The 14,956-nt window shown below is 47.0% G+C and carries 13 protein-coding genes; 11 read left to right on the top strand and 2 right to left on the bottom strand.

Going from position 1 to position 14,956, the window contains the following annotated elements:
* Positions 1-179 precede the first annotated feature (179 nt).
* The 8 genes from FC34_RS02530 (at position 180) to ftsY (ending at position 11,331) form a co-directional block, all read left to right on the top strand.
* Positions 180-1,187, top strand: coding sequence for an ABC transporter ATP-binding protein (locus FC34_RS02530; protein ID WP_057893808.1), 1,008 nt, complete (start codon positions 180-182; stop codon positions 1,185-1,187).
* Between the two features lie 15 nt (positions 1,188-1,202).
* Positions 1,203-2,156: an ABC transporter ATP-binding protein gene (locus FC34_RS02525; protein WP_057893807.1), complete on the top strand. Its 954-nt coding sequence runs from the start codon at positions 1,203-1,205 to the stop codon at positions 2,154-2,156.
* Complete coding sequence (opp4B, locus tag FC34_RS02520) at positions 2,156-3,115, top strand: oligopeptide ABC transporter permease (RefSeq protein WP_057893806.1); 960 nt, start codon at positions 2,156-2,158, stop codon at positions 3,113-3,115. The genes FC34_RS02525 and opp4B overlap by 1 nt, the downstream gene beginning before the upstream one ends.
* A gap of 13 nt (positions 3,116-3,128) precedes the next feature.
* Positions 3,129-4,031 carry an ABC transporter permease gene (locus FC34_RS02515; RefSeq protein ID WP_057893805.1) on the top strand — a complete coding sequence of 301 codons (903 nt, stop codon included), beginning with the start codon at positions 3,129-3,131 and terminating at the stop codon, positions 4,029-4,031.
* 86 nt (positions 4,032-4,117) lie between these two features.
* Positions 4,118-5,878, top strand: coding sequence for an oligopeptide ABC transporter substrate-binding protein (locus FC34_RS02510; protein ID WP_057893804.1), 1,761 nt, complete (start codon positions 4,118-4,120; stop codon positions 5,876-5,878).
* A 116-nt stretch (positions 5,879-5,994) separates the two neighbouring features.
* Positions 5,995-6,693, top strand: coding sequence for a ribonuclease III (rnc, locus tag FC34_RS02505; RefSeq protein WP_057893803.1), 699 nt, complete (start codon positions 5,995-5,997; stop codon positions 6,691-6,693).
* A 76-nt stretch (positions 6,694-6,769) separates the two neighbouring features.
* Positions 6,770-10,309, top strand: a complete 3,540-nt coding sequence (smc, locus tag FC34_RS02500; RefSeq protein WP_057893802.1) for a chromosome segregation protein SMC — start codon at positions 6,770-6,772, stop codon at positions 10,307-10,309.
* Positions 10,309-11,331, top strand: a complete 1,023-nt coding sequence (ftsY, locus tag FC34_RS02495; protein ID WP_057893801.1) for a signal recognition particle-docking protein FtsY — start codon at positions 10,309-10,311, stop codon at positions 11,329-11,331. The genes smc and ftsY overlap by 1 nt, the downstream gene beginning before the upstream one ends.
* 54 nt (positions 11,332-11,385) lie before the next feature.
* On the opposite strand, the gene FC34_RS02490 is transcribed toward ftsY, so the two are convergent.
* Positions 11,386-12,180 carry an alpha/beta hydrolase gene (locus tag FC34_RS02490; RefSeq protein WP_057893800.1) on the bottom strand — a complete coding sequence of 265 codons (795 nt, stop codon included), beginning with the start codon at positions 12,178-12,180 and terminating at the stop codon, positions 11,386-11,388.
* A 104-nt stretch (positions 12,181-12,284) separates the two neighbouring features.
* Complete coding sequence (locus FC34_RS02485) at positions 12,285-12,599, bottom strand: hypothetical protein (protein WP_057893799.1); 315 nt, start codon at positions 12,597-12,599, stop codon at positions 12,285-12,287.
* Positions 12,600-12,784: 185 nt separating this feature from the next.
* Here FC34_RS02485 and FC34_RS02480 point away from each other — a divergent pair, with 185 nt between their 5' ends.
* The 3 genes from FC34_RS02480 to rpsP all read left to right on the top strand — a co-directional run bounded on the left by FC34_RS02480 (position 12,785) and on the right by rpsP (position 14,949).
* On the top strand, positions 12,785-13,126 hold the full coding sequence (locus FC34_RS02480; protein ID WP_057894136.1) for a putative DNA-binding protein: 342 nt from the start codon (positions 12,785-12,787) through the stop codon (positions 13,124-13,126).
* Between the two features lie 17 nt (positions 13,127-13,143).
* Entirely contained in the window at positions 13,144-14,580 is a 1,437-nt protein-coding gene (gene ffh / locus FC34_RS02475; RefSeq protein ID WP_057893798.1) for a signal recognition particle protein, read from the top strand.
* Positions 14,581-14,673: 93 nt separating this feature from the next.
* Entirely contained in the window at positions 14,674-14,949 is a 276-nt protein-coding gene (rpsP, locus tag FC34_RS02470) for a 30S ribosomal protein S16 (RefSeq protein ID WP_057893797.1), read from the top strand.
* Positions 14,950-14,956: the final 7 nt, after the last annotated feature.

Raw genomic sequence — 14,956 nt, 5'->3', positions numbered from 1 at the left:
TAATTTCCTTAAAATGGCAGATTCAATTCGAGATTTTTACGACTAAAATGTGAAAACCATCAGATGATTCCGTGAGTTTCCCGTGGGTAATGGCTTGCTTTTGAATAACACGTTCTATATAATTAAGCCAATTAATTCAAATTCTCATTATTACCTCATTTTAGCTAGGAGGAATTGCTTTGGACAAACCCGAAAATCAGCTTCTTGATATTCAACATCTCCATACCGCCTTTCGTGTTGGGGATGATTTCTATGATGCTGTCGAAGATGTGAATCTAACCTTGAATCGCGATGAAATTCTGGCCATCGTTGGGGAATCCGGTTCAGGTAAAAGTACCCTGGCCACCAGTGTGATCGGGTTACATAACTTGCAGAATACCAAAATTACTGGTGACATCCTATATAACGATTTGAACTTGGTCGGCTTGAATGAAACCTTGTATAACCGGATTCGCGGGAACGATATTGGGATGATTTTTCAAGATCCCTTGGCCGCACTGAATCCGTTGATGCGGATTGGTGAACAGATTGGTGAAACCCTGCTTTATCATACGAAGTTGAACAAAGAAGAACGTGATCATCGGGTGCTTGAACTGTTGGGGCAGGTTGGCATTCCCAATCCTGTGCGCGTGTTCAAACAATATCCCCATGAATTATCAGGAGGGATGCGGCAGCGGGTCGTCATCGCTATTGCGATTGCCTGCAAGCCGCCAATTCTGATTGCTGATGAACCGACGACGGCGCTTGATGTGACCATTCAAGCCCAGATTTTGGACTTATTGGAGAATATTCAGCAGGAGACACATTCCGGAATTATTCTCATCACCCATGATCTTGGAGTGGTCGCAGAAACAGCTGATCGCGTGGCTGTGATGTACGCGGGTCAAATTGTGGAGCAGGGAACCGTCCAAGCCATTTTTGAACATCCTTTGCATCCGTATACCCGAAGTTTGTTACGGTCGATGCCCCAAGCGGACAATGACAGCGATGATTTATACGTGATTGAGGGTACGGTGCCTGATTTGAAACACATGCAAACAGATGATTGCCGGTTTGCGGCGCGCATTCCGTGGATTCCGGCATCCGCTCATGAAGCCCATCCAACCATGCATGAAGTTGAGCCTGGGCACTTTGTTCGCTGCACCTGCTACAAGACTTTCCATTTTAATGACGAAGCAGAAGCGTAATGGGAGAGGGATATTATGGCATTAATTGAAATTCGGGATTTAAAAATTCATTACCCCATTCGCTCGGGGTTCTTCAATCGGGTCACGGACCATGTTCTGGCCGTTGATGGTATCAACTTTGACATTGAAGAGGGCGAAACGTACGGGCTCATCGGTGAGTCTGGCTCTGGTAAATCGACAACTGGTAAAGCCATTGTGGGGTTGGAAAAGGCGACCAGTGGTCAAATTCTCTATAAAGGGGAGGACGTCACTAAACCGCGAAATCGCAAGAAGTTGCAATACAATCGCGATGTGCAGATGATCTTCCAGGACTCACTGTCATCCCTTAATCCCAAGAAGCGGATTAAGGACATTATTGCTGAACCAATTCGAAACTTTGAACATTTGGCACCGGCAGATGAGACTAAGCGCGTGCAGGAATTACTCGATATTGTTGGGATGCCAGCCGATGCGATGTATAAGTATCCCCATGAGTTCTCAGGCGGCCAGCGCCAACGGATTGGGATTGCCAGAGCAGTTTCGACCAACCCCAAGTTGATTGTCGCCGATGAACCTGTTTCAGCCTTAGATTTGTCTGTTCAGGCTCAGGTTTTGAACTTCATGAAAGAAATTCAAAAGGAATTTAATATTTCCTATTTGTTTATCTCGCATGACTTGGGGGTCGTCAAGCACATGTGTCGGAATATGGCGATTATGACTCGGGGTCGCTTTGTTGAGGTGGGTACTCGTGAAGACATTTACCAACATCCCCAACATATTTACACGCAGCGGTTGTTGTCTGCCATTCCAAAAATTACGCCGGCATCGCGGATGATCGATAAGAGTAACCGGAAACGCGTTGAAGCCCTTTATCAAGAAGAATCATCGAAGTACTATGGCCCGGATGGTAAGGTGCTCGACCTCAAGCAGGTCTCGCCAACCCATTCAGTTGCCATCCAAGATCCTGTTGTTGAAGGGGGACAAAGCTAATGTGGAAAACAATTCTTAGACGGATTCTGATTATGATTCCGCAAATCTTGCTGCTGTCCGTGATCGTCTTCTTTCTGGCTAAACTTATGCCGGGGGATCCATTCTCTGGTCAAATCACGCCGCAGATGGATCCGAAGCAAATTGACAGCTTACGGCGCCAGCTAGGCTTGGATGATCCCTTGTGGACTCAATATTTCCGTTGGATCGGTAACCTGTTCCACGGAGACTTGGGCATGAGTTACGCGTATAAGCGGCCGGTCATCAGTTTGATTGCTGAACGGGCAAGCAACACGATTTGGCTTTCATTGTTTGCGGTGATCTTGACCTACCTAATCGGCGTGCCACTTGGGGTGTTAGCCGGTCGGTTCAAAGGGACTCGCTTGGATTCTGGGATCTCTCTGTATGCTTATAGTGTGATGGCGATTCCTAGCTTTGTCTTCTATCTGATTGCCTTACTGATTTTTGGCTACCAATTAAAATGGTTCCCAACAACCGGTTCAGTGGCGTTGGATGCCTCCGGTGGAGTTGGCTACATAATGAGTCGTCTCTATCATATGGTGCTTCCGGCTATCTTGCAGGCATTTCTCGGGACGACCGGGATTATTCTGTACTTGCGGAGTGGCATTATTGATAACTCCATTGAAGACTACGTACGGACAGCCCGCGCCAAAGGAGTCCCAGAAAAGGTGATTTTCAATAAACATATTCTCCGGAACTCCCTGTTGCCAATTGCTGCTTTCATGGGGAACACCATTACAGGCCTGATTTCTGGTTCCTTGTTCGTTGAAAGTGTGTTCTCTTATCCTGGGATGGGTAAGTTAGCTGTTGATGCCATGACCACGCGGGACTATGCGACGATGACGTCACTGACATTGCTGTTTGGTTTTTTAACCTTATTAGGGAATTTGTTGTCCGATATTATTATGTCAATCGTCGATCCACGGATCCGAGTAGAGTAGAGGAGGTTACGGAATGGATAAAGTATCTGATACAGAAGCAGTCACAATCCCAGCCAATCCGCCTTCAGGGTTCAAAGTGGTGTTGCGGGAACTTCGACATGATAAAGGGGCCATTGTTGCCGTCGTCGTTGTGGCTTTAATCTTACTCACGACGATTATTGGCGGTTTTGTAATTCCACATTCTGACCTGGTTGATGCCAACATTTTGGATCGTCTAGGCGCGCCTGGCGTCAATGGGCACATCCTCGGAACAGATAGTAGCGGCCGTGATATTTTGAAGTATTTGATTGTCGGGGCCCGGAATTCTATTGGCATTGGGGTCTCAGTCGCGGTGATCACGGAAGTTCTGGGAATTATTATCGGGATTACTGCCGGTTACTTTGGTGGCATTCTGGATGAAGTTGTCATGCGGGTTGTCGATTTCTTCATGGTGTTACCAACCTTACTGATGATTATTATCTTAGTCACCATCGTGCCTAACTTTAATGCCTTGTCACTGATTTTGATCATTTCATCTTTTGGTTGGATGGGCACAACTCGTTTGATTCGCAGTGCAGTCCTGTCTCAGTCAGAACGTGACTATGTGGCCGCTGCCAAAACATCAGGCACACCGAGCTGGAAGATTATGTTTGGCGAAGTGATGCCAAATATCAGCTCTTTAATAATTACTGATTTCGTCTTGGCGGTTGCCGGTAATATTGGGGTTGAAACTGGGCTTTCATACTTGGGCTTTGGGCTACCACCTGATACGCCAAGTCTTGGGACCATGATTGCCTATGCAAACGATCCAGATTTAATTCTGAATTCGCCTTGGATGTGGCTGCCAGCAGCCTTACTGCTCTTGGTCTTAACCTTGTCGATCAATGCTTTCGGTAATGCGCTGCGGCGGGCAGCTGACTCACGTCAAAGAACCTAATGAAATAATTATGAGAAAATAGTTGCAAAGTCCTCATCGTTAAGTTACTATAAATTCATCAAATATTTACATTTGGAGGAAATCACATGAAAAAGAAAACCCTTGTGGGCAGTCTGCTCCTGGTTTCTGCATTAACAACTTTGTTAGTTGCCTGTGGTAGTGGTAGCAAGTCGAGCTCAAGCAGCAATTCATCAACTTCAACTTTGGCGCAAGCCACAACCAACAAGAAGGCCACCGTTAAGGGCGCGACCTTTAAGTTCGGTTATCAATTGGTCTCTCCGTTTAAAGGTGTTTTTGCCAATGAACTGTCAACTGAGGCAACTGATACTGACATTTCTCAATTTGGGAATGAGCCCTTATTTAAAGTGAATGATAGCTATCAAATCGTTGACGGCGGGGCGGCTAATTTGAAACTTGATGATTCTGCTAAGACAGCAACCATCACAATCAATCCAAATGTGAAATGGTCTGACGGCAAGCCACTTGTGGCCGAGGACATTGTCTACGCCTATAAGATTATTGCCAATCCTAAATCACAGAGCCAACGTTACACCGGTGCTTTGCAGAACATTGTTGGCTTGACCGAATACCACGATGGCAAATCTGGGGACAATATTTCTGGGATTACAACACCTGATGGTGAGAATGGGAAGACCGTTGTCATCAAGTTCAAGGAAATGAAGCCTGGGATGAAATTCTCTGGGAATGGCTATTTCTGGGAAAATGCTGAACCTTATCACTATCTCAAGGATGTGGCTTTCGATAAGTTGATTTCTTCTGATAAGGTCCGCAAGAATCCAATCTTCTTTGGACCATACAAGATTTCGAAGATGGTTTCTGGCCAATCAATTGAATGGGTACCAAATACTTATTACTACGGGGACAAGCCGCAACTGGGTAAGATCACTGTTGAAGTGATTTCACCAAACCAAGCGCCAACAGCTGCTGCTCAGGGCAAGTATGACTACTTGGGCATTGGACCGACATCATATGCCAAGATTAAGGACAGCAAGAACGTCAAAGTCCTCGGCCGTGATTCTTTATCTTACAGCTACATGACCTTTAACTTAGGGAAGTACGATGCGGCTAAGAGTACTAATGTCATGGACGACAAGAAACTCTTCGCCGACAAGAACTTACGGCTGGCTGTGGCTTACGCGATGAACGTGGCTCAAGTCGCTGAGAAGATCTACCCTAACACGGGTTCACAATCCTCAACCTTAATTCCAGCTGCCTTTGGTAAGTACCATGACAAGTCTGTTAAGGCTTACGCTTATGACTTAAGCAAGGCTGAAAAGTTACTTGACGATGCTGGTTACAAGAAGGGCTCCGATGGTTACCGGACGGATAAGAATGGCAAGAAGATGACAATTCGTTGGTTGACCACCACTGGTAACTCCAACACCGATGCCATCAACCAAACTTACATGCAAGCCTTCAAGAAAATTGGTTTACATGTGGTTTATGCCACTGGTAAGCCTGTCGACTTCTCTGTTTACCAAGACAAGTTGACTTCCGGTTCTAACGATTATGATATGTTTGATGGTTCATGGAGCTTGTCCTCAGAACCTTCACCATCAGACTTGTACTCAGCATCAGCACCTTTCAACTTCACGCACTTTGTGACGGCGAAGAATACTGAATTATTGAACAACATTGATAGCCAAAAGGCTTTTGACACCAGTTACCGGATTGATCAATTCAATCAATGGCAACAATATATGCACGACGAAGCTTATGTCATTCCAACGTTGACCACCAAGACCTTAGTCGCGGTAAGTCCTCAAGTGAAGAACTTAAGTTTAGCTCCAAGCGCAAGCTGGGCTGACGTTGCGATGACCAAGTAATTTAATTGCCACCGTGTCGTAGAATTTGGAAATTAAACTTTCTGAATCCTGCGAATACGGTGGCTTTTTTGATGGTCTCTAGTATAATTAAATAGATATCTAAAGGAGGCTTATCAATGGTCGCTTCAGAATTCGTTAGTGAATTACGTCAACGGTACGGCATCGAATTTAACAATTTGGCTGTCCTTGACGAAGCGTTCACGCATTCCTCATATGTAAACGAACACCGAGAACTGGGGCTGAGTGATAATGAACGGCTCGAGTTTCTTGGGGATGCGGTGATGGAACTCACCGTTTCTGACTACTTATACAAAAAATATCCAGATTTACCCGAAGGCAAGCTCACCCGTATGCGGGCTGCCATTGTGCAGACAAAGAGTTTTTCTTCTTTTTCAAAAGAAGCTCATTTCGATCAGTACATCAAACTGGGTAAAGGCGAAGAAAATGCTGGGGCGCGTAAACGGCTCACACTGTTAGAAGACCTTTTCGAGGCCTTTAACGGCGCCCTATATCTTGATCAAGGGCGGGGAGCGGTCATTAAGTTCGCTGAACAAGTGATTTTCCCCAAAATTGATGCTGGAGAATTCTCAACTGACACCGATCACAAAACTGCTTTGCAGGAGTTTGTTCAACAATCGGGGGAAGTTACCATCAACTATCGACTGCTGGGTGAGGATGGTCCCGCGCATGCCCGCGAATTTCATGTTGATGTCGAAGTGGATGGCAAAGTATTGGGCCACGGCTTGGGCACAAACAAGAAAGCGGCAGAACAAGCTGCGGCCAAAGCAGCTTTGGCACAGCTTGAAAGCAAGTGAAGACAGACGAAACACCATGCTAATCGTAATGATTGACGTGGTGTTTTAACTTAATGGACGAAATGGAGTATGAACAATGCAGCTCAAAACGTTGACCATTAATGGGTTCAAATCGTTTGCTGATAAAACCTTGATTGAGTTTGTCCCAGGGTTAACCGGCATCGTTGGACCTAATGGGAGTGGCAAAAGCAATATTACCGAAGCCATTCGTTGGGCACTAGGTGAACAGAGTGCCAAGAGTCTGCGCGGTGAGCGGATGGGTGATGTGATTTTTGCCGGCACGGCTGATCGCGCGCCTTTAAACCGGGCCGAGGTCATTTTGACGTTCGACAATACTGATGGCTATTTGCCAAAACAACCGCAAACAGTCACCGTCACCCGACGGCTGTATCGTGATGGCGAGACCGACTTTTTGTTGAATGGACAAAATGTCCGTCTCCGCGATATCGTAGAACTCTTCATGGATTCGGGCTTAGGCAAAGAGAGCTTTGCCTTTATTTCGCAAGGGCGGGTTGAAGCAATTTTCAACAGTAAACCTGAAGAACGCCGGGGAATCATTGAAGAAGTCGCGGGTGTTTACAAATATAAGCAACAAAAGCAGCGGGCTGAAGCTGAATTAGGGGCGACCGCTGACAACCTCGATCGGGTCTCAGATATTGTGACTGAATTGACTCGGCAAGTGGAACCGCTGCGGGAGCAAGCTTCAGTCGCGACCGACTACTTGCAACAATCAGAAGCTTTCGCGCAAATTGAACAAACAGTCTTAGCGCTTGAAATTCGCGATTTGGCAGCTGAACAGCGTGAACTTGATCAGAAAACGAGCCAGACAAAGCGTCAATTGGCAGCATTGGCCGATAAAATTTCGACATTAGAGACACAATCTGATGCCATGACGCAACAAGATCAAGCCATTGAACAGCAATTGACTGCGGCCAACGATGATATTTTGTCGCAGTCCATGCAGTTAGAGAACCTGACCGGCGAAGTAAATCTTTCCAGTGAACGTTCGCAAAACGCAGCTCAGAGTTTGGCGGAGTTAACGGCGCAACACGAAGCCGCGGTTCAGGCTGCCAAAGATGCCAAAGCCAAACTTGAGGCCTTAGAGCACAAGCAGCAGACCTTAACTGACCAAGTGGCTGATTTGCAGGCCCAACTTGATCAAGCCAAATTGGCCACTGATCCCAAAGCAATCAATAACAAGCTTGAGGCGACTCAGGCGAACTATATTGATCTCTTGCGTCAAGAGGCAGATATTCGGAATCAGCGGGTTGCTGTCGATAAGGAACAAGCATTGGCGCATAACCAATCTGAAGCCTATTCGCAACGACTTCATGAACAGGGCAAACAGTTAGAACAACAAAAGCAACGCCAAAAAACGCTAACGGCCGATTTAACGAATGCTAAAACTAACCTCACCGCAGCCCAAAAAGCGGCTTCGGACATTAATGCCCGAGCAGTCGCAAAGCAGGAAGCCGTTGATGCCGCGAATCAACAATACCAGCAGGCATTAGGAATTTATCAAACGGCCAAATCTCGTTATGACACCTTAAAAGAACTGCGTGAAGATTATGCCGGGTTCTATGCCGGCGTACGGATGGTCCTCAAGCAAAAGAACCAATTACCTGGGGTCATTGGCGCAGTGGCCGATCTCGTGACCGTACCGGAACAGTATCAGACAGCTTTTGACTTAGCAATTGGCGGCAGTCTCCAATCCATTGTGACGACCGATCAACAAGCAGCGAAGCGGGCGATTAATTATTTGAAACAACAACGCGGTGGCCGGGCAACTTTCTTACCCGAAGCGACTATCCGTCCCCGGACGATGCCGGCCAATGTGGCGGCTAACCTGGCCCAGCAACCAGGTTTTGTTGGGATTGGGATTGACTTAGTGAATTTCCCACAAGAAGTGGCTAATGTGATGGGCAGCCTCCTTGGAACGCTAATCGTTGTTGATACGCTGGATCATGCGATTGCCGCGGCAGATGCGACAGGTCACCGCTATAAGTTAGTGACGCTTGATGGTGATATCTTGAACCCAGGCGGTTCTATGAGCGGCGGGCAAAACAAGCAACAGAGCAGCTCACCTCTGGCGCGGACCCAAGAGACCAATCGCTTGGCGAAACAATTACAAACGATGGTCACTCAGCTGGAGACTAAGCGTAATGACGTCACTGAACTGATTACCCAGGCCAACAAGTTACAAGCGCAAACACAAGACGCCAATCAAGCGGCCATGCAGGCGCAAAGTACGTTTGAATTGAAACAACAACAAGTTGATGAATTGAATCAAAGTCTGACCCAGTTGCAGCGGCAGTATCAAGCCTTGCAACTCCAGGATCAGGCGGCAACGGACCTATCAACCCGGCAGGAAGAACTCGAACGCGCTGCTGCTGCGGTGAAACAGCAATTGGCCGAAAGCCAAGCCGCAACTGACGAGCTTAAAGCGTTGTTGGCCAGTGCCACTGAGCAACAAACGGCCTTAACTGAGCAACGCCGGCAGCTGCAAGCCCAGTTGAGTGAGACGCAGGGTGACTTGAAAGTTGCGGTTACCGAACGTAATCAAACGCAAGCTCAGTTCGACCAAGCACTGAGACAAGCAGACGAGCTAGCGGAACGGATTCAACAGATTCAGCAGCATGTTAAAGAAACGACAGATCAGAAGCAATCACGCAAAGCGGCCATTTCTGAGTTGAATAAGACTTTGGCTAAGGCTAAAGATCTTCAAAACCAATTACTGGCGAACCGAAGCAACAACCGCACGCAGTTGAGTCGGGTCTCGGCACAAATTACGACGGCCTATCAGCAGCAACATGAATTAATGGCCACAAGTGAACAACAGGCGGTGGCACAAAATCGGATTAAACTGCAGCTTGAAAGTCGCCTATCAACATTAGCTGATACCTATCAATTGACTTATGAGGCTGCACTTGATCAAGTTGAGGATCCTTCAGTGGCGTTGCCACCACTTAAAAGTCAGTTGAAACTGCTGAAGCGTGGTCTTGATGACTTAGGTCCGGTCAATGTTAATGCCATTGACCAGTACGCTGAGGTTAAAGATCGTTATGAATTTTTGACGAAGCAACAAGATGATCTTATTGCGGCCAAGAATCAGCTGCAAGGAACGATGGCAGAACTGGACAAAGAAGTGATGCAGCGTTTCAAAACCACATTTGATGCGACTAATATGGCCTTTCAAGACCTATTCCCTCAGATGTTTGGTGGCGGCCATGCCAGTTTAAGTTTGACGGACCCTAGTGATTTGTTGAATACTGGGATTGAGATCACGGCACAGCCGCCGGGCAAGAAGCTCCAACGGTTGTCCCTGCTTTCCGGTGGGGAGCGGGCGTTAACGGCCATCGGGCTCTTGTTTGCGATTTTACAGGTAAAGCCAGTGCCGTTCTCAATTCTGGATGAGGTCGAAGCTTCGTTAGACGAAACGAATGTTGAACGATTCGGCCAATTCCTGCGGGATTACGCCAGTGCAACGCAGTTCATTGTTATCACGCACCGTAAAGGGACGATGGTGGCGGCGAACATGTTGTACGGGGTGACGATGCAAGAGTCTGGTGTATCGAAGATGATGGCGGTCAGTTTAGATCGAGAGGAAAATGTTTAATGGGATTATTTGATCGAATTAAGAAAGCTTTTACCGGGGGCGAAGAAGCACCTGAGCAAAATGCTGAAACGCAAAAATACGATGCCGGCCTCGAGAAGTCGCGGAGTAGTTTTGGCGAACGACTCAATGCGCTTTTTGCCAACTTCCGCAGCGTTGATGAGAACTTCTTTGAAGATTTGGAAGAGATGCTTATTGAAGCTGACGTCGGTTACCAGACCGCTGTGACTATTAGCGATGAGTTGCGGGATGAGGTCCGGCTCAAAAATGTGAAACGTCCTGAGGAAGTTTCACAAGTAATTGTCCAGAAATTAGTCGATCTTTATGGCGAAGCTGGCGAGAATGAAGATAATTCGCTCCATTATGCTGAATCTGGCCCGACTGTGTTTCTGTTTGTCGGAGTCAACGGTGCGGGTAAAACCACCACTATTGGGAAGTTAGCTCACCAGTTGAAAGATTCTGGTAAGTCTGTTCTCTTAGCCGCCGGTGACACTTTCCGGGCGGGTGCGATTGAACAACTTCAGGAATGGGGCCGGCGGGACGGCGTACCAGTCATTGCCAGTGAAGCGGGCGCTGATCCAGCATCGGTTGTTTTTGATGCCGTGAAACAAGCCAAAGCACAACAAGTCGATGTGTTGTTAGTCGATACTGCGGGCCGCTTGCAGAACAAAGTCAATCTGATGAAAGAGCTCGACAAGATTAAGCGCGTGATTGTCCGTGAATTGCCTGATGCACCACAAGAAGTCTTATTGGTGCTTGATTCCACCACGGGCCAAAATGCTTTAAGTCAAGCGAAAGAATTTAACCAGACCACTGACATTACCGGTATTGTTTTGACGAAGCTAGATGGTTCTGGTAAAGGCGGCATTGTTTTAGCGATTCGCAATGAGCTGCATGTGCCAGTGAAGATGGTCGGACTTGGGGAAAAAATGGATGACTTGCAGGTCTTTGACCCAACCAAGTTCGTCTATGGCCTGTTTAAGGGCCTGATTCAATCCCCCGATGAGTCTTCCCAGACGGAGTAACCTCGAAGTGAGCGAAAAAAGAGTGATGACAAAAATTTTTTGTCATCACTCTTTTTATTGCCACAAGAAGTGGGCAATTAGGCCGTCAACTTGCGCGTTTTCATGTAAAAAGCTGTGTTCACTAGTTAGAATATCGCCACTGATTAAGACTTGCCGATACCTGATGTTGTTGGGCAGTGCTTGTTTTAAGCCAAAAACGGTTGGCGAGGCGACTTCCAAATCACCACCGGTGCCAAAAACATCTCCGGCCAGATTAAGAATCGACAGACCGGCCGGCAATTGGCGCAATTGGGTTGTTAAAGCGGCCACGCGTTTTGGATCGGAAGTCTTTCCCAAGCCCGTGAACGGGCTGGCGATACCGACAAACTTTGCGACTTGCGGATACTCAGTTTTGCCAGTAATGGCAAGCAAGGTGTTCAGCGCGACGCCGCCACCCATGGAGTGGCCCACAAGATTCATCTGTCGCCAGTGATATTTGGCTTTCAAGGTCGCCAGGACCGGTAATAATTGGGCTTGTTCCCCGCGAAAGTTCTTGTTGTCGGCAAAAAGTACTTGAACCAGTGGGTTATCAGTTAGTTTGCCAGTTTGGGTGATTGTGAATTTGCCTGACTTGGAAACGTTGATTCTGAGTGCGCCATGAGCAATCTGAGCGCTTGCATACCGTTGCATCATCCCGTTGTAGGTCCAGGCATCGCCCCCATACCCCGCCAACAAGACTGTCGGAATGTTGCGGTGAGTAAATGTTTCATAGCCTAACAGATGGGTGCGCCATTGTAACTGGCCAAACCAAACCCCAAAGACCGCCACCACACCAAGAATTATGGCGATCAACCAATGTCGTAATCGCATGTGTCCCACCTCCATTAGGTTTTATTGTACCCGCAGACGATTAAACTGCATAAAAAAAGCCCTTGGGCAACCTGAAGAGGTAACTCAAGGACAAAGCAGCGGGCTTAGGCGGTTTGTTGTTTGCCTTCGCGGCCGAAGATGACCTGTAAGACGACAAGAACAATGTAGGCGATGAGCAAATAGCCCAGAATTGGACTGGTTTTCGTCCCAGTAGTGAACCAATATCGTTGCCAAGCCGCATTATTCATCACCCACATGAAGATGCCGCCGAAGATCAGGGTCAGGGTGTTGAGAATGGCGAAGAACCACAGATTACCATTTTCGTGATTGTGAACATAAATAATTGAAAATAGAATATTCCAAAGGCCCCAACCAATGAGTGCTGCGATGACGCCCCAATAAAGAATTGCTGCTACCATGAGATTCCCTCCTAATTATTCCTAGGTCAAGTTTAGCACGAATGAAAGCGGTTGGCACGTAATTTTGTGATTTCCTTAACGAGCGCCGCTAACCGAATTGTTATCGGTTAGAATTACATTGACGCGTTAGGGATAAATCGGTATTCTGATAGGGATGACGTTATGGAAAATAAAGGACTGAAATGATGGAAATTGAAAAAAATAACCGCATGAATTCTTTATTTGAATTCTACGGCGCCTTGCTGACTGATAAGCAACATAGCTATCTGGAACTTTACTATGGCGATGACTATTCTCTCGGTGAGATTGCGACCGAATTCGACGTCTCGCGCCAGGCAGTTTACGATAATATTCGCCGAACTGAGGCAAGTTTAGAGGCGTATGAAGCCAAGCTCCATTTGTACGCCAACTACCAAGCACAGAACCAGGCCGTCGATGCTTTGAGTCAATATATTCGAGGCCACTATGCGAGTGATATTGAACTGAATCAGTTGTTAGCTCGCGTAGCGGATCAGACGGCGCAATAAGATGAAAGAGGCAAATTATGGCATTTGAAGGATTATCTGAACGATTACAGAAAGCTTTTGCGGGATTACGCCGCAAGGGGAAAGTAACAGAAGATGACGTTAGGGAGGCCATGCGAGAAATCCGCTTAGCCCTCCTTGAAGCCGACGTGAATTTCGGCGTGGTCAAAGATTTCGTCAAAGATGTGCGGGAAAAGGCTGTTGGGGCAGAAGTACTCGACAGTTTAACGCCTGCACAGCAGATCATTAAGATTGTTAATGACGAATTAACGAAGACGATGGGGGAGACTGCAGTTCCCCTGAACAAATCACCCCATATCCCAACTGTCATTATGATGGCTGGTCTTCAAGGGGCCGGGAAAACGACCACGGTTGGGAAGTTATCCAAGTATCTGATGGATAACGATCACGCGCGTCCGTTGCTGATTGCAGCCGATGTCTATCGGCCTGCTGCGATTGAACAGTTGAAGACCATTGGGAATCAACTGAATGTGCCAGTCTTTGACATGGGCACCGATGTCGATCCGGTCGAAATTGTTCGCCAAGGGATGGCCCAAGCGGCGCTACAAAAGAATGATTACGTCATTATTGATACGGCTGGTCGTCTGCAGATTGATGATGCCTTGATGACTGAACTGGATAACATCAAGGCGTTAGCGCACCCTGATGAAATTCTCTTGGTTGTCGATAGTATGACCGGGCAAGCGGCAACTGATGTGGCGAAGGGCTTTAATGAACGCTTAGATATCACTGGGGTAGTCTTGACTAAACTTGATGGGGACACCCGTGGTGGGGCGGCGCTGTCGATTCGAGCTGTTACTGGTAAACCAATTAAGTTCGTTGGTCAGGGCGAAAAGATGGACGCACTTGATGTATTCTATCCAGACCGGATGGCCAATCGGATTCTGGGCATGGGTGACATGCTGACCCTGATTGACAAAGCCCAACAGAATTATGATGAGAAACAAGCCCAGGAAATGGCCGAGAAGATTCAGCAGAATTCCTTTGACTTCAATGACTTCCTCGATCAGATGGACCAGATTAGTAACATGGGCCCAATGGAAGACCTGCTCAAAATGATTCCTGGCTTGGCTAATAATCCCGCCGCTGCTAACATTCAGATGTCACCGAAGGATATTGGGCATATGAAGGCCATTGTTTATTCGATGACGCCAGCGGAACGGGTGAACCCAGACTTATTGAATCCTTCAAGGCGTCGACGGATTGCCGCTGGTTCAGGTCGTCCTGTGCCTGAAGTCAATCGCATGATCAAGCAATTTAATCAAAGCAAGAAAATGATGAACCAGATGAGCAAGGGGAACTTTGGCGGCATGGAAGGCATGTTCGGCAATGGAATCCAAGGGCGTCTGGGCAAAATGGCGATGAATTCGATGGTCCGCAAGCAGAAGAAAAACAAGAAAAAGCGGCTCAAGAACGCGAAAAACTTCAAATCCTAGGAAAATTTCAGGTTGTAAAGAAAAACCTCTTTACAGCGTCTTGAAATTTTGCTATGATGCTTAAGTTGAGAAATTAATAGGAGGTGGACATAAATGGCAGTTAAAATTCGTTTAAAGCGGATGGGTTCAAAGCGTAAGCCATTCTACCGGATTGTTGTTGCTGACTCACGTTTCCCACGTGATGGTCGTTTCATTGAATCCGTTGGTTATTACAACCCATTAACCGAACCAGTTGATTTAAAATTAGAAGAGGATTCAATTTTGGATTGGCTTCAAAAGGGTGCACAACCTTCTGATACAGTACGTAATTTGCTTTCAAGCAAGGGCATTATGCAAAAGTATCACGAAGCACGCTTCACTAAGAAATAGGTCTGAC

It is taken from the genome of Lacticaseibacillus brantae DSM 23927, from assembly GCF_001436115.1.
GTDB classification, from domain to species: Bacteria; Bacillota; Bacilli; order Lactobacillales; family Lactobacillaceae; genus Lacticaseibacillus; species Lacticaseibacillus brantae.
This window is presented reverse-complemented; position numbering and strand designations above follow the sequence as displayed.

Bases quoted from the DNA above. Each gene is read 5' to 3' on its own strand.
- FC34_RS02515 (WP_057893805.1), top strand. From the start codon at position 3,129: ATGGATAAAGTATCTGATACAGAAGCAGTCACAATCCCAGCCAATCCG.
- rnc (WP_057893803.1), top strand. From the start codon at position 5,995: ATGGTCGCTTCAGAATTCGTTAGTGAATTACGTCAACGGTACGGCATC.
- rpsP (WP_057893797.1), top strand. From the start codon at position 14,674: ATGGCAGTTAAAATTCGTTTAAAGCGGATGGGTTCAAAGCGTAAGCCA.
- FC34_RS02510 (WP_057893804.1), top strand. From the start codon at position 4,118: ATGAAAAAGAAAACCCTTGTGGGCAGTCTGCTCCTGGTTTCTGCATTA.
- smc (WP_057893802.1), top strand. From the start codon at position 6,770: ATGCAGCTCAAAACGTTGACCATTAATGGGTTCAAATCGTTTGCTGAT.
- FC34_RS02485 (WP_057893799.1), bottom strand. From the start codon at position 12,599: ATGGTAGCAGCAATTCTTTATTGGGGCGTCATCGCAGCACTCATTGGT.
- ftsY (WP_057893801.1), top strand. From the start codon at position 10,309: ATGGGATTATTTGATCGAATTAAGAAAGCTTTTACCGGGGGCGAAGAA.
- FC34_RS02525 (WP_057893807.1), top strand. From the start codon at position 1,203: ATGGCATTAATTGAAATTCGGGATTTAAAAATTCATTACCCCATTCGC.
- opp4B (WP_057893806.1), top strand. From the start codon at position 2,156: ATGTGGAAAACAATTCTTAGACGGATTCTGATTATGATTCCGCAAATC.
- ffh (WP_057893798.1), top strand. From the start codon at position 13,144: ATGGCATTTGAAGGATTATCTGAACGATTACAGAAAGCTTTTGCGGGA.
- FC34_RS02480 (WP_057894136.1), top strand. From the start codon at position 12,785: ATGGAAATTGAAAAAAATAACCGCATGAATTCTTTATTTGAATTCTAC.
- FC34_RS02490 (WP_057893800.1), bottom strand. From the start codon at position 12,180: ATGCGATTACGACATTGGTTGATCGCCATAATTCTTGGTGTGGTGGCG.